11 protein-coding genes and 1 tRNA gene are annotated in these 20117 nt (G+C 73.0%); 8 read left to right on the top strand and 4 right to left on the bottom strand.

Going from position 1 to position 20117, the window contains the following annotated elements; translation table 11 throughout:
• Window positions 1–142 precede the first annotated feature (142 nt).
• The 8 genes from OG599_RS18720 (at window position 143) to OG599_RS18755 (ending at window position 13166) form a co-directional block, all read left to right on the top strand.
• Complete coding sequence (locus OG599_RS18720) at window positions 143–1654, top strand: class I SAM-dependent methyltransferase (RefSeq protein ID WP_327180090.1); 1512 nt, start codon at window positions 143–145, stop codon at window positions 1652–1654.
• A gap of 326 nt (window positions 1655–1980) precedes the next feature.
• On the top strand, window positions 1981–2178 hold the full coding sequence (locus OG599_RS18725; protein WP_327177111.1) for a hypothetical protein: 198 nt from the start codon (window positions 1981–1983) through the stop codon (window positions 2176–2178).
• Window positions 2179–2569: 391 nt separating this feature from the next.
• Window positions 2570–5452, top strand: a complete 2883-nt coding sequence (gene topA, locus OG599_RS18730) for a type I DNA topoisomerase (RefSeq protein ID WP_327177112.1) — start codon at window positions 2570–2572, stop codon at window positions 5450–5452.
• A 249-nt stretch (window positions 5453–5701) separates the two neighbouring features.
• Window positions 5702–9085 (top strand): dTMP kinase, encoded by a 3384-nt coding sequence (tmk, locus tag OG599_RS18735; protein WP_327177113.1) that lies wholly within the window; start codon window positions 5702–5704, stop codon window positions 9083–9085.
• A gap of 332 nt (window positions 9086–9417) precedes the next feature.
• The gene (locus tag OG599_RS18740; RefSeq protein ID WP_327177114.1) at window positions 9418–10623 is read left to right on the top strand and encodes a DNA polymerase III subunit delta'; all 1206 of its coding nucleotides are present in this window, start codon (window positions 9418–9420) and stop codon (window positions 10621–10623) included.
• A 164-nt stretch (window positions 10624–10787) separates the two neighbouring features.
• Window positions 10788–12326, top strand: coding sequence for an alpha/beta hydrolase (locus OG599_RS18745; protein ID WP_327177115.1), 1539 nt, complete (start codon window positions 10788–10790; stop codon window positions 12324–12326).
• A 202-nt stretch (window positions 12327–12528) separates the two neighbouring features.
• A tRNA-Thr gene (locus tag OG599_RS18750) sits at window positions 12529–12602 on the top strand.
• A gap of 129 nt (window positions 12603–12731) precedes the next feature.
• Window positions 12732–13166, top strand: a complete 435-nt coding sequence (locus tag OG599_RS18755) for a VOC family protein (RefSeq protein ID WP_327177116.1) — start codon at window positions 12732–12734, stop codon at window positions 13164–13166.
• A 53-nt stretch (window positions 13167–13219) separates the two neighbouring features.
• Here OG599_RS18755 and OG599_RS18760 read toward each other — a convergent pair whose 3' ends face one another.
• The 4 genes from OG599_RS18760 to OG599_RS18775 form a co-directional block, all read right to left on the bottom strand.
• Entirely contained in the window at window positions 13220–14338 is a 1119-nt protein-coding gene (locus tag OG599_RS18760; RefSeq protein WP_327177117.1) for a DUF6801 domain-containing protein, read from the bottom strand.
• Window positions 14335–16395, bottom strand: a complete 2061-nt coding sequence (locus OG599_RS18765) for an NACHT domain-containing protein (protein ID WP_327177118.1) — start codon at window positions 16393–16395, stop codon at window positions 14335–14337. Before OG599_RS18765 ends, OG599_RS18760 begins: the two co-directional genes overlap by 4 nt.
• 116 nt (window positions 16396–16511) lie before the next feature.
• Entirely contained in the window at window positions 16512–16934 is a 423-nt protein-coding gene (locus tag OG599_RS18770; RefSeq protein ID WP_327177119.1) for a hypothetical protein, read from the bottom strand.
• Between the two features lie 306 nt (window positions 16935–17240).
• Window positions 17241–20111, bottom strand: coding sequence for a LuxR C-terminal-related transcriptional regulator (locus OG599_RS18775; RefSeq protein WP_327177120.1), 2871 nt, complete (start codon window positions 20109–20111; stop codon window positions 17241–17243).
• Window positions 20112–20117 lie beyond the last annotated feature (6 nt).

Raw genomic sequence — 20117 nt, forward strand, 5'->3', positions numbered from 1 at the left:
GCCCGGTCACCCCTCGTCGGGGGGCCGGGCCGCTGCCGTTGTCGGTGGGAGCGGCGACAATGGGGGCGTGAGTACGAAGAGCCCCTCAGCACCGACGAGCCCGACGAGCCCCACGGGGCCCCGCCTTCCGCGGTCCGAGCACGTGCCCGCACTCCGCGAGGCGCTGCTCGCGGCCGCCTTCACCGCGGACGGGCTCCTGGACCTGCTCGGCGCACCGGCCTACGCGGCGCTGGCACGCGCCGAGACGGTCCCCGCGCTGCGCGCGACCCGGGGCGACACCGCGCTCGACACGCTGGTGCGGCTCTTCCTTCTCCAGCGCGCCGTTCCGGTGGAACGGGCGAAGGCCGCCCTTCCGCTCGCCGTCTGCCTGGAGGACGGCTGGGTGCGGGAGGAGGACGGCGAGGTACGGGCGACCGTCGACGTCCGCCCGTACGGCGGCCCCGAGGGTCAGGACTGGTTCATCGTCTCCGACCTCGGTTGTGCCGTCGGAGGCGCGGGCGGCATCGGATCGCACGAGGAGGGGGTCGTGCTCGGTGTCGGGGGCGCGTCCACCACGCTCGCCGGGATCACGGTCCGCACCCCGGTCGCCTCCGCCCTCGACCTGGGCACGGGCTCCGGTATCCAGGCGCTGCACGCCGCGCAGCACGCCACGCGGGTCACCGCCACCGACCTCAATCCGCGGGCCCTGGACTTCACGCGGCTCACCCTCGCCCTTTCCGGCGCGGCGCCCGCCGATCTGCGGGAGGGCTCCCTCTTCGAGCCGGTCGCCGACGAGACGTACGACCTGATTGTCTCGAACCCGCCGTTCGTCATCTCTCCCGGCGCCCGACTCACCTACCGCGACGGCGGCATGGGCGGCGACGACCTCTGCCGCACCCTGGTCCAGCAGTCCGGCGACCGGCTGAACGACGGCGGGTACGCCCAGTTCCTCGCCAACTGGCAGCACGTGGAGGGCGAGGAGTGGCAGGACCGGCTCCGTTCCTGGGTGCCGGAGGGCTGCGACGCCTGGATCGTGCAGCGTGAGGTGCAGGACGTCACGCAGTACGCCGAGCTCTGGCTGCGCGACAGCGGTGACCACCGGGCCGATCCGGCCGAGTACACCGCCCGGTACGAGGCGTGGCTCGACGAGTTCGAGGCGCGGGGGACCACGGCGGTCGGATTTGGCTGGATCACGGTGCGCAAGTCCGCCGCGGCCGCTGCCGGGAATCCGTCGGTCGTCGTGGAGGAGTGGCCGCACACCATCGAGCAGCCGCTCGGCCCGGCCGTCCTCGCCCACTTCGCCCGCCAGGACTACCTGCGGGCCCAGGACGACGCCTCGCTGCTCGCGGGCCACTTCGTCCTCGCCGAGGAGGTCGTGCAGGAGCAGGTCGGTCTGCCGGGCGCCGAGGACCCCGAGCACGTGGTGCTCCGTCAGCACCGCGGGATGCGCCGGGCCACCAAGGTCGACTCGGTGGGCGCCGGGTTCGCGGGCGTCTGCGACGGATCGCTGCCCGCGGGCCGCATTCTGGACGCCATCGCCCAGTTGATGGGCGAGGACCCCGTGCTGCTGCGGGACCGTACCCCGCAGGCGATCCGGCTCCTGGTCGAGGAGGGCTTCCTGGAGCCGGTGGAGCCGGTGGAGCCGGGAGCGGGCGGGGCCGGGCGCACGGCCTGAGCGCCCCCGCACCGCGCACGCCCCGCACACTCCGCACTCCCCACGGCGACGTCCGGCGACGTCCGGCGACGTCCGGCCACGTCCGGCGACGAACGCCCGGCAGGTGGGGCCTGAGCAGGGCGTATCCATGTCGGGGCGGGTACGGCCCCGGAGCGGGTGGGTGGCCTCCGCGTGCCCGGGGCCCGCTGTTCACCCGGGGTTCGCGCGGCCGACGTCCGGGGGTGGCAGCCTCGCCCCTGCGCGCCCCGAGGGCGAGCCGGTCCCGGTCGGGTCCGGCCGACCGGGGCGGCCGGGACCGGTGGCGGGCCAGGACGGGGTGCGGAGAGATGGAGAGCGGGCCGGCGGTCCTCGCGGGATCGGTCTTCGTGCTGTTCGGCGCCGCGCTCCTCATCTGGACGGGGGCGCGCACCGCCCGTCGCGCGCCGGTGGCCCATGGAGTGAGCCCCGTCTCGGCCGCCGTGCTTTCCACGGTCTTCGGCGTATTTTTCCTCGCCCTCGGCGTATGGGTCCTCACCCGCGTCTGATCCGGAAGAACGGCCCCGGGCGTCCGGCCCGCGAGATCCGGCCCGTCGGCCCGTCGCCCCGTCCGCCCACCGGGCCGTCGGCCCGCCCGCCCCGTGCCCGCCTCGCCCGTTCACGTCCTCTCCGCTCTCCCTCCGCACCCTCTCCGTACTCCTTCGCGCCCCTTCTCCGGTGTCCCGAAACCCGCAGGCAGCTGCCGTACGCAGTGCGGAACGGACAGTCCGGGCGGCAGGAATGCCGGAAGTCGGGTTACCGTTCGAGTGGCCGTTGCGGGCTTTTGCCGTTTGACACGGGGGCGGGTTGTACCGTCACACTCCGCAGCGACAGCACCGCCAGTGGCTCACCGCCGCCGCGTGGATGCGCATCGAGTGCCGACCGGAGAGAAGAGCGAAGTTGTCCCCGACCAGCGAGACCGCACAGGGCGGCCGCCGACTCGTCATCGTCGAGTCGCCTGCCAAGGCGAAGACGATCAAGGGCTATCTCGGCCCCGGATACGTCGTCGAGGCGAGCGTCGGGCACATCCGCGACCTCCCGAACGGCGCGGCCGAGGTTCCCGACGAGTACACCGGCGAGGTCCGGCGGCTCGGGGTCGACGTCGAACACGACTTCCAGCCCGTATACGTCGTCAACGCTGACAAGAAGGCCCAGGTCAGGAAGCTCAAGCAGCTGCTGGCCGAGTCCGACGAACTCTTCCTCGCCACCGATGAGGACCGCGAGGGCGAAGCCATCGCGTGGCACCTGCAGGAAGTCCTGAAGCCCAAGGTCCCGGTCCACCGGATGGTCTTCCACGAGATCACCAAGGACGCGATCCGCGCCGCCGTCGCCAACCCGCGCGAGCTCAACCAGCGCATGGTCGACGCCCAGGAGACCCGCCGCATCCTCGACCGCCTCTACGGCTACGAGGTCTCGCCGGTCCTGTGGAAGAAGGTCATGCCCCGCCTTTCGGCGGGCCGTGTCCAGTCCGTCGCGACCCGGCTCGTCGTCGAGCGGGAGCGCGAGCGCATCGCCTTCCGCTCCGCCTCGTACTGGGACCTGACCGGCACCTTCGCCACCGGCCGCACCGGTGACGCCTCGGACCCGTCCACCCTGACCGCCCGTCTCAGCGCGGTCGACGGGCGCCGCGTCGCCCAGGGCCGCGACTTCGGTGCGGACGGCCGGCTGAAGGCCGCCTCCGGCCAGGTCATGCACCTGGACGAGACGAACGCCCGCGCCCTGGCCGCCGCCCTCGCCGACTCCGCCTTCGCGGTCCGCTCGGTCGAGTCGAAGCCGTACCGCCGCTCGCCGTACGCCCCGTTCCGTACGACCACCCTCCAGCAGGAGGCGAGCCGCAAGCTGGGCTTCGGGGCGAAGGCCACCATGCAGGTCGCACAGAAGCTGTACGAGAACGGCTTCATCACCTACATGCGTACGGACTCCACGACCCTCTCGGACACGGCGATCTCCGCCGCCCGGGCGCAGGTCACCCAGCTGTACGGCGCGAACTACCTGCCGGAGAAGCCGCGCACCTACGCGGGCAAGGTCAAGAACGCCCAGGAGGCGCACGAGGCGATCCGCCCCTCCGGCGACCGTTTCCGCACCCCGGCGGAGACCGGGCTGACCGGCGACCAGTTCCGTCTGTACGAGCTGATCTGGAAGCGGACCGTCGCCTCCCAGATGAAGGACGCGGTCGGCAACTCCGTCACCGTCAAGATCGGCGGCCGGGCGAGCGACGGCCGGGACGCCGAGTTCTCCGCCTCCGGCAAGACGATCACCTTCCACGGCTTCATGAAGGCGTACGTCGAGGGCGCCGACGACCCGAACGCCGAGCTGGACGACCGCGAGCGCCGGCTGCCGCAGGTCGCCGAGGGCGACGCGCTCTCCGCCGAGGAGATCACCGCCGACGGCCACTCCACCAAGCCGCCGGCCCGCTACACCGAGGCCTCGCTGGTCAAGGAGCTCGAAGAGCGCGAGATCGGCCGCCCGTCGACGTACGCCTCGATCATCGGGACCATCCTCGACCGCGGTTACGTCTTCAAGAAGGGCACGGCACTCGTCCCGTCGTTCCTCTCCTTCGCCGTCGTCAACCTGCTGGAGAAGCACTTCGGCCGGCTCGTCGACTACGACTTCACCGCCCGCATGGAGGACGACCTCGACCGCATCGCGCGGGGCGAGGCCCAGTCCGTGCCGTGGCTGAAGCGTTTCTACTTCGGCGCGGGCGAGGACAACGCGGGTGCCGGTAAGGCTTCCGACGCGGGCAACGGCGACGGCGACCACCTCGGCGGACTCAAGGAGCTCGTCACCGACCTCGGCGCCATCGACGCCCGGGAGATCTCCTCGTTCCCCGTCGGCAACGACATCAAGCTCCGCGTCGGCCGGTACGGCCCGTACATCGAGCGCGGCGAGAAGGACTCCGAGGGCCACCAGCGCGCGGACGTCCCCGACGACCTGGCGCCGGACGAGCTCTCCGTCGAGTACGCGGAGGAGCTGCTCGCCAAGCCGAGCGGCGACTTCGAGCTGGGCGCCGACCCCGTGTCCGGCAACCAGATCATCGCCAAGGACGGCCGGTACGGCCCGTACGTCACCGAGGTGCTGCCCGAGGGCACGCCGAAGACCGGCAAGAACGCGGTGAAGCCGCGGACCGCCTCCCTCTTCAAGTCGATGTCGCTCGACACGGTGACGCTGGCCGACGCGCTCAAGCTGATGTCGCTGCCGCGCGTCGTCGGCGAGGACGCCGAGGGCGTCGAGATCACCGCGCAGAACGGCCGCTACGGCCCGTACCTGAAGAAGGGGACGGACTCGCGGTCGCTCACCTCCGAGGACCAGCTCTTCGACATCACCCTCGACGAGGCCCTCGCCATCTACGCGCAGCCCAAGCAGCGCGGCCGGGCCGCCGCCAAGCCGCCGCTGAAGGAACTGGGCACCGACCCGGTCAGCGGGGCGCCGGTGGTCGTGAAGGACGGGCGCTTCGGCGCGTACGTCACCGACGGCGAGACCAACGCGACGCTGCGCACCGACGACAGCGTCGAGGAGATCACGCCCGAGCGCGGGTACGAGCTGCTCGCCGAGAAGCGCGCCAAGGGCCCCGCCAAGAAGACGGCGAAGAAGGCGCCCGCCAAGAAGGCCACCACCGCGAAGAAGGCCCCGGCGAAGAAGACGGCGACCGCGGCGAAGAAGACGACGGCGGCCAAGAAGACGACGACCGCCGCGAAGAAGACGACCGCCGCGAAGAAGACCACGGCCGCGACGAAGAAGGCGACGAGTTCCGCCGCCTCCTCGGCGACGCCCACGGAGGACTGAGCCGGGGTGCGGGCCGCCCCGCACCCCGCGACACGCGCGACCGCCGCCCCCGGTTCCTGACCGGGGGCGGCGGACGTGTGTCCGGGTCCTCTCCCCCCAGGGGTGGATTCCGGACGCTCCGGGGAGGCGGCGCAGGAGGTTCAGGCCCGGCCGCCCGGCAGGGTTCCCGGACTGGGGTGACGGTCCGCCGCACGGTCGTATGTTCGGCCGGGGCAACGACGACCGTACGGCTGCCGATAGGCTGGACGGATGACGCGAGCCGAGCAGCCAACGGTCGTGAGCCCCACCTCCGACACACTTGCCGCAGACTCACGCGAGCGCGCCCTACGGGCCCTGTTGCGCATCCAGCCGCTGAAGCGGCTGTGGAGCGCCCAGCTCGTCGGCGGGATCGGCGATGCACTCGCCTTCCTCGTGCTGGTGCTGCTGTCGCTGCAAGCGGCGGTCGTCGAGGGCTCATTCGGCACCGGATACCGCGGGGCGGCCTTCGCCGTCGCCGCCGTCTTCGGTGTCCGGATCCTTTCCACCTTGCTCTTCGGAGCCGTACTCCTGGGTCCGCTGACGGCGCTCACGACCCCCGGCGGAGTGCTGGACCGGAGATGGCTGATGATCGGCGCCGACGGGCTCAGGCTCGCGCTGCTGGTCGTCGCGCCGCTCTGGATCGACTGGACGCCCGACAACGCGCTCCTGATGATCCTGGTCACCGTCTTCCTGGCCGGAGTCGGGGAACGCGTGTGGTCGGTCGCGAAGGAGAGCGCGGCTCCCGCGCTGTTGCCGGCCCCGCCGATCGAGGGAGCGGCCGTACGCCCGCTCCCCGACCACCTGGACGCGCTGCGCCGGCTCTCCCTGCGCACCGACTTCCTCGCGGTGCCCGCCGCCGCGGTGGTCCTGCTGGCCGCCACCCTGGTCGGCAACCTCCTGGGCGCGGGCCTGGACTGGTTCTCGCTGCACCAGGCGGCTCTCGGCTCGTACGTCGCGGCCGGGCTGTTCTCCGCCTCCATCTCGACCCTGTACTTCCTCGAACTGCCGGGCCTCCCCACGCCCCGGCCGCGTTCGCCCCTTGAGGGACTGCGCCGCCCGGCCGCCACAACGGACGGGACCGGTGCCGAGAAGGGCCGTACCGGTGCGCTCCGGCTGATGGTCGCCGCCTGCGCGGCCGTCGCCGCCGCGATCGCCGCGGCCGCCGGTGTTGCCGTGCTCCAGGCCGCCGACCTGGGCGGCGGGCCCGCGACGTACGCCCTGCTGATCCTCGGGCTGACCGGCGGCACCGCCCTCGGTATCCGTACCGCCGTGAAGGTGCTGCCCGCACTGTCGCGGCGCCGGCTGCTCGCCCTCGCGCTCGCCCTCACCGGCGTGGCGCTGCTGGTGCTCGGCCTGGTCCCGGACACCGCGACCGGGCTGATGATCGCCCTGTTCGCCGGGTACACCGCCGGGATCGCCGCGCACACCGGCCACAGCCTGATCGACCAGGAGACCGAGGAGCCGCGGCGGGCCAGGACCACCGCGCACCTCCAGGCGGTCGTCCGGGTGGCCGTCGCGGTCGGCGCGATCGGCGGCCCGCTGCTGGCCGCCGCGTTCGGCCGGCACCGTCTCGTCGCCGGTGACTTCGTCTTCGCGCACGGCGGCGCCGCCTTCGCCCTGATGCTCGTCGGCGCCTTGCTGCTGCCCGTCGCCGCGCTCGTCCTCGCCAAGACGGACGACCGCGCGGGGGTCCCGCTCCGGCGCGACCTGCGGGAGGCACTGCGCGGCGGCGACCCGGCCGTCGCACCCGCGGCGACCGGCTTCTTCATCGCCCTGGAGGGTGGCGACGGCGCCGGGAAGTCCACCCAGGTCGAGGCGCTCGCCTCGTGGATCCGGTCCAAGGGCCACGAGGTCGTCGTGACCCGCGAACCGGGGGCCACCCCGGTCGGCAAGCGGCTCCGTTCGATCCTGCTCGACGTGTCCTCGGCCGGACTCTCCAACCGCGCCGAAGCGCTGCTGTACGCCGCCGACCGCGCCGAGCACGTCGACTCCGTCGTCCGCCCGGCCCTGGAACGCGGCGCGGTCGTCATCTCCGACCGCTACATCGACTCCTCCGTCGCCTACCAGGGCGCGGGCCGGGACCTCTCGCCCGTGGAGATCGCCCGTATCTCGCGCTGGGCGACCACCGGCCTCGTGCCGCACCTGACGGTGCTGCTGGACGTCGACCCCGCCACCGCGCGGGAGCGGTTCACCGAGGCGCCGGACCGGCTGGAGTCCGAGCCGCCGGAGTTCCACGCCCGGGTGCGTTCCGGCTTCCTGACCCTCGCGGCGGCCGACCCGGTCCGGTACCTCGTCGTGGACGCCGGCCAGGAACCGGCGGCCATCACCACCGTCGTACGCCACCGGCTCGACCGGGTCCTGCCGCTCTCCGAGGCCGAGATCAAGGCCCAGGAAGAGGCGCGCAAGGCGGCCGAGGAGGAGGCCAGGCGCAAGGCCGAGGAGGAGGCCGCCCGCAAGGCGGAGGAGGAGCGGCTGGAGCGCGAGCGCCAGGCGCAGCTCGCCAAGCTCCGGGCCGAGGAGGAGGAGCGCAAGCAGCGCGAGCTGGAGGAGGCCCGCCAGGCCGAGGCCGAGCGCCAGGCCGAGGAGGCCCGGCAGCGCGCCGAGGAGCTCCGCCTCCGCGAGGAGGAGGACCGGCGTCGCCGCGAGGCCGAGGAGAAGGCGCGCGAGGCCGAGCAGGAGCGGCTGCGCCTCCAGGCCGCCGAGGAGGCCCGGCTCCGCAAGGAGGCCGAGGCGCTCCGGCTGGAGAAGCAGCGCAAGGCCGAGGAGGCCCTGGTGCGGGCGGAGGCCGCCCGTCGCCGGGCCGAGGAGGAGGCCGCCGAGCGTGCGGCCGCCGAGGCCGCCGCACGGGCGAAGGCGGAGGCCGCGGCCCGTGCCGAGGCCGAGCGGGTCGCCGCCGAGCGTGCGGAGGCCGAGCGGGTCGCGGCCGAGCGTGCCGAGGCCGCCCGCAAGGCTGAGGCAGCGCGCGCGGAGGCCTCGCGTCCGGTGCGCGACCCGTGGACGAAGTCGTCCGCGTCGGCGCCGGGCGGGGCTGGTGCGTCCGGCGGCTCCGGTGCTGCCGGCGGCTCCGGGGCTTCGGGCGCTTCGGGCGCTTCGGGGGAGGAGCTGACGGTGGAGACGCCGGTCGTGAACCCGAACGAGGTCACCCAGCAGGTCCCGAAGGTGCGTCCCACGGAAGGAGAATCGGGCTCTTCCTCGGGCTCTTCGTCGGACGGTTCGCGCGGGGCGAAGGGGCAGGCGGGGTCGTCGGAAGGTGACGAGACCACCGTGCTTCCCGCGTACCGCGAGGAGGCGGACGAGACCACCGTCCTTCCGGCGTACCGCCCCGAGGCGCCGGCCGACCGTGTTCCCCGGGGCATCTTCCGGGACGAGGACGCGTCGCCCTCCGCTGCGGAGAGCGAGACCGAGCGGACCCGCGAGCTGCCGCAGATCAGCGGCGACCCGGCGGCCGACCGGGCCGCGTACGAGCAGCCGGGCCGTCCGCGCCGGCCGCGTCCGGACTGGGCCGAGGAAACCCCGCTGGACGATCTGCCGACGCTCGCCGACGAACTGCTCGGCGGACACGACGACGACAACGAGGACGGGTTCGGCAGCGGCCGGCGGCGCCCGCGCCGCTGAGGACCGCCGCCGCTGAGGACCGCCCCGCCGTACGCGTACGGCGCCACCGACCGCCCCCGGACCGGATCTTCGGCCCGGGGGCGGTCGCGTGCGAGGGGGCCGTCGCACGCGGGGTGAGGACGTGAGCGTCGCCCTGGTACGTACGGGAGCGCCGCCCCGGTACGTACGGGAGCGCCGTCCCGGTGGGCACGTGAGCGGCGCCCCGGAATCCGTACGGCGTCGGGATTGTCGGTGGGGTCCCCCACAATGGAAGCGCGCAGCACTCCGCGCGCAGTACGCCTCCGGTTCTCGTCACCGCAGGACCGCACGACACCACCGGAAGGGCGGTGACCATGTCCGTATGGGACGACCTGGTCGGTCAGGACCGTGTGCAGGAGCAGCTCTCGGCTGCCGCCCGTGACGCCGACATCCTGGTCACCGCCACGGCCCAGGGCGAGCCCGTGCCCCCGGGCTCGAAGATGACGCACGCCTGGCTGTTCACCGGACCGCCCGGTTCCGGCCGGTCCACCGCCGCCCGTGCGTTCGCCGCCGCCCTCCAGTGCACCAGCCCCGACCGGGCCATGGGCGGGGCCCCCGGCTGCGGGTTCTGCGACGGCTGCCACACCAGCCTCATCGGCACCCACGCCGACGTCGAGGTGATCCGCACGGACCTGCTCTCCATCGGTGTGAAGGAGACCCGTGAGCTGGTGCGCCGCGCCCAGCTCTCACCGGCCGTCGGCCGGTGGCAGGTCATCGTCCTGGAGGACGCCGACCGCCTGACCGAGGGCGCGGGGAACGTCCTGCTCAAGGCCGTGGAGGAGCCCGCCCCGCGCACGGTGTGGCTGCTCTGCGCGCCCTCGCTGGAGGACGTGCTGCCCACGATCCGCTCCCGCTGCCGTCACCTCACGCTGGGCACGCCCCCGGTCGATGCGGTGGCGGACGTCCTCATCCGCCGCGACGGCATCGACCCCGAGCGCGCGCACTCCGCGGCCCGCGCCACCCAGGGCCACATCGGCCGCGCCCGCAGGCTCGCGACGGACGAGCGGGCGCGGGCCCGCCGGGCCGCCGTGCTCAAGGTCCCGCTGCGCGTCGCGGACGTGGGCGGCTGCCTCAAGGCGGCGCAGGAGCTGATCGACACGGCCGCCGAGGACGCCAAGCAGGTCGCCGAGGAGGTCGACGTCAAGGAGACCGAGGAGATGAAGGCGGCGCTCGGCGCTGCCGCGGGCGGCCGGATGCCGCGCGGCACGGCGGGCGTGATGAAGGAGCTGGAGGACAAGCAGAAGCGACGCAAGACGCGTACCCAGCGCGACAGCCTCGACCTCGCCCTCTCCGACCTCACCGGGTTCTACCGCGATGTGCTGGCCCTCCAGATGGGCTCGCGGATCGCCCTCGCCAACACCGACGCCCAGGACGCGCTCGACCGGATCGCCGAGTCCTCCGCGCCCGCGCAGACCCTGCGCCGTATCGAGGCGGTGATCGCCTGCCGCCGCGCGCTCGACCGGAACGTGGCGCCGCTGCTGGCGGTGGAGGCGATGACGATGGCCCTGCGCGCGGGCTGAGCGCGCGGTGGCGACGGCCCTGCGCGCGGGTTGAGCGCGCAGGTCGGCGGGAGCGCTCCTCCTACCCGCGCGCTCCCTCCGCGCCCGCCTGGCTGCCCCACCTCCCATTCACCCGAATGAGGAGGAAATCAGACGACTCGTCACCGGGCGACTACGCTCCGGGCATGGACTCCAGGCGCCTGCTCCAGACCCTCGCCATCGCGCTCGGCACTGCCGGCCTGCTCGTCTCCGGTTGCACGAACGGTGGTTCGACGCCCAGCGCGTCCGCCGTCGGCTCCTCGGCGACCGTGGCGGCCAAGGACCTCGCCCCGTACTACGCGCAGAGGCTGAAGTGGGGGGAGTGCGGCGTCGAAGGCTTCCAGTGCGCGACGATGAAGGCGCCGAAGAACTACGGGAAGCCGGGTGACGGGGACATCGATCTGGCCGTCTCCCGGAAGAAGGCGACCGGGCCGGGCGAGCGGATCGGCTCCCTCCTGGTGAACCCGGGCGGCCCCGGCGGCTCGGCCATCGAGTACCTCCAGGGGTACGCGGCCCTCGGCTACCCCGCACAGGTCCGCGCCCGGTACGACATGGTGGGCGTCGACCCCCGCGGAGTGGCTCGCAGCGAGCCCGTCGAATGCCTCACCGGCAAGGAGATGGACGCGTTCACCCAGGTCGACCTGACGCCGGACGACGAGGCGGAGACCGACAAGCTGAGCGCGGCCTTCCAGAAGTTCGCCAACGGCTGCGAGAAGCGCTCCGGCGAGATCCTCCCGTACGTCTCCACCGTCGACTCGGCCCGCGACATGGACATCCTGCGCGAGATCCTCGGCGACGAGAAGCTGCACTACGTGGGCGCCTCGTACGGCACCTACCTGGGCGCGACCTACGCCGACCTGTTCCCGGACCGGGTGGGACGCCTGGTCCTGGACGGTGCGCTGGACCCGTCGCTGCCCGCCGTCGACGTGAACCGCGACCAGACGGCCGGCTTCGAGGGCGCCTTCGAGTCCTTCGCGGCGGACTGCGTGAAGCAGAAGGACTGCCCGCTGGGCACGGGGAGCACGGCCGACGCGGCTGCCGAGCTGAAGCGGCTCTTCGAGGATCTGGACACCAAGCCCGTCCCGACCGGCGAGGACCGGAAGCTGGGCGAGTCCCTCGCGACCACCGGAGTGATCGCCGCCATGTACGACGAGTCCGCCTGGCCCCAGCTGCGCGAGGCCATCGCGGGCGCCCGGCACGGCGACGGCTCCGGGCTGCTCGCGCTCTCCGACAGTTACTACGAGCGCTCGCCCGACGGCTCGTACGCCAACCTCATGTACGCCAACTACGCGGTGAACTGCCTCGACCTGCCCGCCGCCTTCTCCGACACCTCGGCCGTGGAGAAGGCCGTCCCGAGCTTCGAGAAAGCCTCCCCGGTCTTCGGCAAGAACTTCGCGTGGGCAGCCCTGAACTGCGCGTACTGGCCGGTCGACCCCACCGGCACCCCGCACGCGACCCACGCGAAGGGCGCCGACCCGATCCTCGTCGTCGGCACCACCCGCGACCCGGCCACCCCGTACAAGTGGGCCGTCTCCCTCGCCGACCAGCTCACCTCCGGCACCCTGCTCACCTACGACGGCGACGGCCACACCGCGTACGGCCGGGGCAGCGACTGCATCGACACGGCGATCAACCGGTACCTGCTGGAGGGCACCGTTCCGAAGAAAGGCACCACGTGCAGCTGAGCCCTCCCTGACCCGGCCGTGACACGGCCCTGACCCGCACCCGGCCTGTCGCCTACCTGGCGCAGGCTCGTGGAGGCCCTCCCCGCAGGTCAGGGCCGCCCTGACCTGCGGGGAGGGCCCCTGGGGCGGGTGGTACGGAGCACCCCCGGAAACTGTGTAGACTTGGCCCCGCTGCTGATCGCACCATGGTGCGGCAGGGCGTGCCGCCTTAGCTCAGTTGGCCAGAGCAACGCACTCGTAATGCGTAGGTCTCGGGTTCGAATCCCGAAGGCGGCTCGGAATCGCCCCAGGACTCACTCGCCGTGACCTGGGGCTTTTTCATGCCCTGACCTTCCTTGATCCCGCCGACCATCGGCCATCCGTCCTGCGGACAAGGCGGCGAGACACCCTTGGTACGGTGCGCCGATGTCAACGATCAAGCAGTTCCAAGTGACCTTCGACTGCGCGGAACCTGCGCGCCTCGCCGCTTTCTGGTGTGAGGTACTGGGGTACGTCGTACCGGCGGTCCCGGAGGGGTTCGCCACGTGGGAGGAGTACCACCGCTCGCTGCCGCCCGAGGAGCAGGAGACCTACTTCGCGTGCACTGATCCCTCGGGTGTGCGTCCGCGCCTGCTCTTCCAGCGAGTTCCCGAAGGCAAGGTCGTCAAGAACCGGCTGCATCTCGACGTGCGGGCCGGTATCGGGCTCGTGGGTGAGGAGCGCCTTGCCACCCTTGAGGCCGAGTGCGCACGACTGGTCGCGCTCGGTGCGGTACATGTGCGGACGATGCGTGCCGACGGCGAGAACGAGTCCTGCATAGTGATGCAGGACCCTGAGCGCAACGAGTTCTGCCTCGACTGAGCCTCCTCCGGGGCTGGTGGGCGGGGAAACCGTCTCCGGTGGACCTCCTCAGATCAGTCGAGGGTGATCTCGCCGACCTGTTGGCCATCTGCGGCGTCCGAGCGGTGCCTCCTGAACCGTGAGCCGAACCCGACGGCTGCGGCGACGCCTCCTGCGATCAGGACGCCGATCGACAGCATCATCGGCGCCGCGGAGCCCGAGTCGCCGGCCGTGTCGTCGACGGGGTTCGTCGTCGCGTCGTCGGCAGGGGTGTCGACGACCGGTGCCCCCTGCGCGGAGGGCGGGGCGCTGGGCGTGGGCGGGGTGGTGGCCGACGCGCTCGGTGCTCCCGGGGTTCCGGACGAGCTCGGCGTTCCCGAGGCATTCGGCGTTCCCGACGCCCCCGCAGTCGAACGACCGGAACCTCCTCCGGGGCGCGTGCCGGCGGCGGACCCGTCGGCCGTCCCGGAGCCGCTTCCAGCTCCGGCTCCGGCCGATCCGGTTCCGGTCCTGGAGGACGCGGTGGCTGTCGGCCTCACCGGCTCCGTGACGACCAGCGACTGCAGGGTCAGGTCCTGCCCCGGCGTCAGGGTGCATGATCCGTCGATCGCTCCGACCACCGCCCCGTTCGCGTTTCTGGGGACGAGGCGCATGGTGAGGTCGCCGATCGTGACCTTCGCGTCGCCCGGTCGTCCGAAGGTCACGGAAGGCTGCGTGCCCCGCGCGGGGACCTGGAACGAACCGGATGCCGGAAGAGGGGTCCTGGGAACCGTCATGGGCAGCTTCAGGGGGATGTCGGTGTCCGGCGCGGTCACGGTGGCGGTCGCGGTCAGCGAGCCTTCGATGGTCTTCACGCCGCCGATGGCTGCCAACTGCGCGAAGAACGCGGTCAGTTCTGCAGACCCCTTGACGGCGGAGCGCGGAGTGCCCGTGCCGGCTTCGACCGAGTTCGGAATGTCCGTCTGGACGGTCATCGTGATGGGTGCGGTGCCGAGGTTCGTGAACGCGCAGGAGTACTGCAGCGAGCGCCGGACCGGCTCCGCGTGCGCCGGCCCGGCACCTGACGTCACCAGGACTCCGGCCGCCGCTGCGGCCGTCACGACCGCCGCGACCCTCATCGGGGCTCCGGCCGCGTGGCCGCCCGCGTCACGTGGATCGCGGGTTCCGGTTCGCTGCCTGTGTCCGGTGGTCATGAGTGCTCACCTGCCATCGATGGTCCGGGCTGTGGGTACGTTTCGGCCAGGCGGTCCCGGAGTCGCGCGTGGCGGAACTGGTGGACCGCACCCGCCTGGCGCAGCACCCCGCGTGCGTACGCGTCGTCGAGGAAGGCCCTCACGCGCCACGGCAGCCTCCCCGTCAGGGGGAGCCAGACGCGTACCAGAACCACCCAACGGCCCCAGGCGGTCAGCGTGCAGAGCCCGCCCCCGATCGCGAGCCCGACCGTGATCCCCTCGAGTGCCGCTCGGGGGCCGTTGAAGAGGCCGTTCAGAGCCCCGTATCCGAGCCCGACGACCATCGCGAGGGCGAACATCTCGGTGAGCACGGTCGTGCGGTTCCTGTCCAGCAGGACCGACCAGCTGACGGTCTCCTCCGGTGGGATCGGGTCCTCCAGCCCCGCCAGGAGCGCGACGATGATCCCACCCGCCAGTCCCTCCCCCAGGCCGATCGTCAAGGAGTTCCCGAACGTGAAAACGATCAGCGTGGGGGTGGCCCCCAGGATCGCGAAGTAGACCGCCGCTCCGACCCCGAGCACGGCCCCGAAGATGAGTCCGCCGATGATTCCGGCCTGAAGTCTGGGGAGAAAGCTGTCCCTGACCTTCCTCGTCCCGCCGCGCAGCCGCAACCGCATGCGCGATGGTGTGAAGGCCCCGCCGACCTGGAGTTTCGATGTGATCACATGCATGAGGGCGAAGGCCGGCCCGACCCCCAGTGCGTTCAGGACGACGGCGACGGCGGCCGGACCGGGATCCCCGCCGAGGCCGAGTCCGAAGAGGGCCCCCGTGACGACTCCGAGCATGATTCCTGTCAGGAGCCCGGTCATCGCACCGGTCACGAGGGCGCGCGAGGTGAGACTCATGGAAGTCCCCAGACGCCACCACTCGATGTCGTGCGTCGTGAGTTCCCTCAGATGCGTGGCCAGGTAGCCGAGCCAGTCCCGGGCGCGATCGGGGTCCCAGCGTGAGGGGCGTTCGAGGTTTCCTTTCCCGCCTTTCGCGGAGGAGGGTGAGCTGAGAGGGCGTTCGTAGGCGCTGGGGATGAAGGCATCGAGCAGGTGGTCCTCGATGGCTTGCCGGCTGTCGAACTTCCTGAGCAGATCCACCGGATCGCGGCCGGTCGCGTAGACGGTGCGGGCCAGTGTGACCATCAGCGGGGTGGTCAGCACGGCGGTGAGATCGCGGCACCTCGGGTTGCCGGGGTCCTCGTTCATCTCGCCGAAGACGTGCGCCCACTTGCTCGGAGGCGTGCTGACGGACTCGTCCGTGAGGGACGCGCCGGCGGGGCGCAGCAGATACGTGATCGAGTCGTCCAGGGTGAGGTCGTCCAGTTCGAGCCCTACGAAGTGAACGGGCCCGGGATCGGCCACCGCTGCTTCGAGTTCGGCGCGGCGACTCGTCACCAGCAGCGACAGGTCCGACCCTCTGAGGCCTTCCAGGGCTCTGTCGCGCAGGCCGTCGGCGATCTCGTCGAACCCGTCCAGAATCACCAGGAGACGGTTGTCACCGAGTAGCCTTTCCGCCCACGCCGGTCCGTCGGAGGCGGGCCCCGCCAGAGAGGGATGGTCCCGGTCGAGACGATCGATCAGCCAGTGCCGCAGGCTGCCCTCAAGGGGATTCCATGACCCGAGGCTGAAGATCACCGGAATCCGTGCCGTGGCGGACCGGTTCTCGGGTGCCAGCAACGTACGAGCGAAATGCTGGATCAGGATGCTCTTGCCCGAGCCCGCCCGGCCCAGCACCATCAGCTTTCCGCGCTCCGCACGCTGGTAGAAGTCCACCATCCTGCGGGCCCACTCGTCCAGGTCCGGAAGAGCGGAGCCCCCTCCCGCGTCTCGGGGGCCGAAGAGGACGTCGTCGTGGCCATGAGCCAGTGTCCTGGGCGCCGGCCGGCAGTGCACGGGCAGAGGCTTGGCCTGAACCCAGATCTTCTGGTTCTCGCCCTCACGGACCAAGTGGTCGTAGAGCCGGGCCGCGAGATTCTGGGCTGCCTGGTCCCACTGACCTTGGGCTTCGGTGACATGAATGTTGATCACGTCGCCGGTGGCGATGGGCGCGTGGTTCGGTCCGTTGACGGCGACGCTTCTGGGCCCGCTGGAAAGGGTTGTGGGCGGGAGGGCGCGGTGTGGCTCCTGCGGGCCGTGCCTGTGGTTCATCGAGGGGGAAGACCGTCGCCGGTGGAGATGGTTCCGTGGTTGTCTCCGCCGACGGCGACGCTGCGCGGGCCACTGGCGTGCGCGGCGGGGGGCTGCGGCAGAAGCGCCGAGAACTCCGCTGCGAGATCGGGGGAGTTCCTGAGCACGTCACGCAGGACGATCCTCAACTCCGCGCGTCGCAGGCTGCGCATGTCCTCGTCCTCGCCCACCTCCGCGATCCGTTGGACCGCCTCCCGGACCGCGTCCACCTCTGCCTCCGCACCCCGGCTCGTGATCCTGGTGAGGATCCGCTGCCCCAGTCGTACGGTCGCACCGGCTGTCTCGTCCTGCACTCTGCTCAGTACGCCGGCGCCGTAGGCGAGGACTGCCGCTTCGGCCGCCGGTACCACTTGGTTGAGCAGGGCATCGATCTCGGGCACGGACATTCTCCTTGCTGGGCAATGGAGTTGGGGCTTCATGCTAGTCATGTGCGGGTCCGTGTTCAGCGGTTCGCCGGATGGCCCGGGCGCTCCCGAAATCTTCACGCCGGGTGTGGGCGGGGCCGAACCCGCAGGCCCTCCGCCGGGGGCTTCCCGCAAGTTCTGAGGCGCCTCGCCTTGCCCCTCGCCTCGCCTTGCCTCCTCGCCTCGGCCGGAACGGCCGTCAGGTGCGGGGCACCTCCGGCCGCCTCGGCCGCCCCGGTCGTCCCGCAACCCCTGGCCCCGGCGGTGCGAGGCGGCCCCGGCTCAGTCCGGGCCCAGCGACGCGACCAGCTCGACCCGTCGCCGTATCCCCAACTTCCGGTAGGTGTTGGTCAGATGGGTCTCCACCGTGCGCCGGGCCAGATGCAGCAGGCCGGCGATCTCGGTGTTGGTGTGGCCGTCGGCGGCCAGCCGGGCGATGCGGCGTTCGCTGGCGGTGAGGGAGTGCGCGCCGGTACCGGCCCGGGTGGGGCGGCGGGCGCCGCTCTCCCGCAGGGCCTGCTCCGCGAGGGTGCGCAGCCGTACCGCGCCGAGCCGTTCGGCGCGCTCGACCGCCTCGCGCAGGCATCTGCGGGCGTGGGCGTGCTCCCCGGCGGCGGTCAGCGCCCGGCCGTGCGCGAGCAGCGCGCTGACCAGTTCCGTGCCGACCTCGGTCGGTGACTCCCGCAGCAGCCGTACGGCCTCCTCGGCCAGCCGCAGGCCGCGGCGGCCGCCGGTGACCGTGCCGAACACCCGCAGTGCGCGGCCCACCGGGCGCGCGGTGCCCCAGACGCGGGCCAGGCGCAGTTCCTCCTCGGCCAGCGCGAGCGCCTGCCCGGGGCTGCCCAGGACCAGGCAGCACAGGGCGGCCGCCGTGCGCCACGGGGTGACGACCGGGCTGACGACCTCGCGTTCGGCCTGGCGGCGCCCGCACTCCAGGAAGTCGTGCAGCGCTCCCGCCGGATCTCCCGCCGAGGCGCGCTGGATTCCTCGCGCGTAGAGGAACCGGTTGCGGCCCCAGGAGTCGGGCGCCTCCCGCAGGTCGAAGGCGTCCGCGAACCGCCGCGCCTCGGCCGTGCGGCCGGTCTCCACGAGCCCGGTCAGCACATGGGCGTGCGCGGGGGCGAGTCCGGTGGACGCGGCGGCGGGGGAGGCGGCGGGCAGCCAGGTGAACTCGCCCCGGGCGGTGGCGATGTCGGCGCGTACGTTGAGCAGCGCCATGTGCATGGGGTGCGGCAGGTGGGGGAGCCGGTCGGCCAAGCCGCGGTCGACCAGTTCCTCGGCCTCGTCGAGCTCGTCGGCCCACTGGGCGACGGCGGCCGCCGCACCCAGCAGAAACGGTTCGGCGAGCGGGTCGGACGGCTCGGCGAGCAGGATCCGTACCTTCCGCATCGCCTCGTCGGCCGAGGTGAGCCCGGCGGTGGCCGCGTACCGTACGAGCAGTGCGTGGGCGGCCGGGCTGACCAGCTCGGGGGTGCGTTCCGCGGTGACGCGCAGCCACCGGTAGACCTCCTGGCGGACCGTCTTGTCCTGGTCGGAGAGGAGCACCGTCGCGCTCTGCAGGGTGCTCGCCAGACCGGGGTGGCCGGCGAGCTGGCCGTCCGCCCTGCGCAGCACCTCCAGGGCGGCGCGCGTCCTGCCGCGTCCGGCGAGCGCGGTGCCCAGGGCGACGGCCGCGCGGACCCGTTCGCGCGGGGTGCCGGCCAGCGCGAGCGCCTCGGTGAACCGGGGGATGGCGGCCGACGCCTGGGCGCCCGCGTACTCCAGGGAGCCCAGGTCGGTCAGCAGCCGCTGCCGCTGCCCGTCGGAGAGCGGTTCGTCCAGGGCACGGCGCAGGTACGCGACGGCGTCGCCGGTCCGTCCGGCGCGCAGGGCCAGCGAGGCGGCGCCGTGCAGCGTGGTGGGCGCCCAGGGCTGACCCACCGGGCCGGCGAGCAGCAGATGCCCGGCGACCGTCTCGGCGGGGGCGCCCCAGCGCCGCGTCACTTCGGCCGCCGCCCCGCGTACGGCGTACCGCCGGGTCGCGGGGACGCAGGCGAGGACCGCGTCGCGCAGCAACGGGTGGGCGTAGCGGGGCCTGCCGTCGCCGCCGGGGCGCAGCAGGCCCAGTCCGGTCATGGCGGTGAGCCACCCCGTCACCCGGGCCGGATCGGCGCCGGACAGCTCGGCGAGCAGCCGGTCGAGCTCCTCGGCGGCCCGGTCCGGGCCGGTGCCGGCCGGGCGGGGCTGCTCCGGGCTCCTGCGGTCCGGCTCCTCGTCGAGGGCGGCGAGGACGCGCGCCACCTCCGCGGTCTCCGCCCCGGCGCTCTCCAGCCACCAGGACACCGCCGCCACGTACGCCCCCGGGTACAGCGCGGCGGCGGTCTCGGGCACGGCCGGGAGGGAGCCGGAGGCGCCGAGGTCGTCCAGGAGGGCGCGGAGCAGCAGCGGGCTCGCCGCGCCCGCCCGCGTGCAGGCCTCGACCCACGCCCCGGTGGCCGAGGGGAAGCGCGCGCGCACCAGGCCGGCCGCCGCGTCGGCGGTGAGCGGGGCGAGGGTGTGGGTACGGACGAGGGCGGGGGAGAGGCCGCGGGCGAATCCCGGGGCGGGCTGGCCCACGTCGTACTGGCTGCGTTCGGTGACGGCGAGCAGCACCGGCAGCCGGAGCCGGTCCACGTGCCGGGCGGTCTGCACCAGCCACCGGTACGAGGACGCGTCGGCGAGGTGCACGTCGTCCACGGCCACGAGGAGCGGGGCCTGTCCGGCGTGGGCGAGCAGCAACTGCCGCAGCCGGTCGCCCTCGTCCCGCTCGTCCTGGTCCGGATCGTCCTGGTTCAGCCCGTCCCGGTCACGCTCGTCCGGGTGCCGGTCGCCGGCCGGGCGTATCGCGCAGCCCCCGGCGGGTGGTTCCGGCGTGGTCCACGAGCGCAGCAACTGCCGGACGGCGGCGAAGGGGACCGTGGCGTCGTCGGGGGAGCAGCGGGCCCGCAGCACCCGCATGCCGTGCCCGCCGGCCGCCTCGGCGGCGGCCTCCAGGACGGTGGACCGGCCGGTGCCGGTGGCCCCGCGCAGCAGTACCGCACTGCCGTGGCCCGCGTGGGCGCGGGCAGCACGTGTCGCGATCAGTTCCGCCGCACCCCTGTGCTCGCGCGGTTGCTCACTGTAGGGTCCGGACATTCTGTC

The sequence above is a fragment of the Streptomyces sp. NBC_01335 genome, assembly GCF_035953295.1.
In the GTDB taxonomy this organism is placed as follows: domain Bacteria; phylum Actinomycetota; class Actinomycetes; order Streptomycetales; family Streptomycetaceae; genus Streptomyces.

Excerpts from the sequence above, each read along its gene's own strand:
- OG599_RS18725 (WP_327177111.1), top strand. The coding sequence starts at position 1,981 with ATGGAGAGCGGGCCGGCGGTCCTCGCGGGATCGGTCTTCGTGCTGTTC.
- tmk (WP_327177113.1), top strand. The coding sequence starts at position 5,702 with ATGACGCGAGCCGAGCAGCCAACGGTCGTGAGCCCCACCTCCGACACA.
- OG599_RS18740 (WP_327177114.1), top strand. The coding sequence starts at position 9,418 with ATGTCCGTATGGGACGACCTGGTCGGTCAGGACCGTGTGCAGGAGCAG.
- OG599_RS18745 (WP_327177115.1), top strand. The coding sequence starts at position 10,788 with ATGGACTCCAGGCGCCTGCTCCAGACCCTCGCCATCGCGCTCGGCACT.
- OG599_RS18755 (WP_327177116.1), top strand. The coding sequence starts at position 12,732 with ATGTCAACGATCAAGCAGTTCCAAGTGACCTTCGACTGCGCGGAACCT.
- OG599_RS18760 (WP_327177117.1), bottom strand. The coding sequence starts at position 14,338 with ATGACCACCGGACACAGGCAGCGAACCGGAACCCGCGATCCACGTGAC.
- OG599_RS18775 (WP_327177120.1), bottom strand. The coding sequence starts at position 20,111 with ATGTCCGGACCCTACAGTGAGCAACCGCGCGAGCACAGGGGTGCGGCG.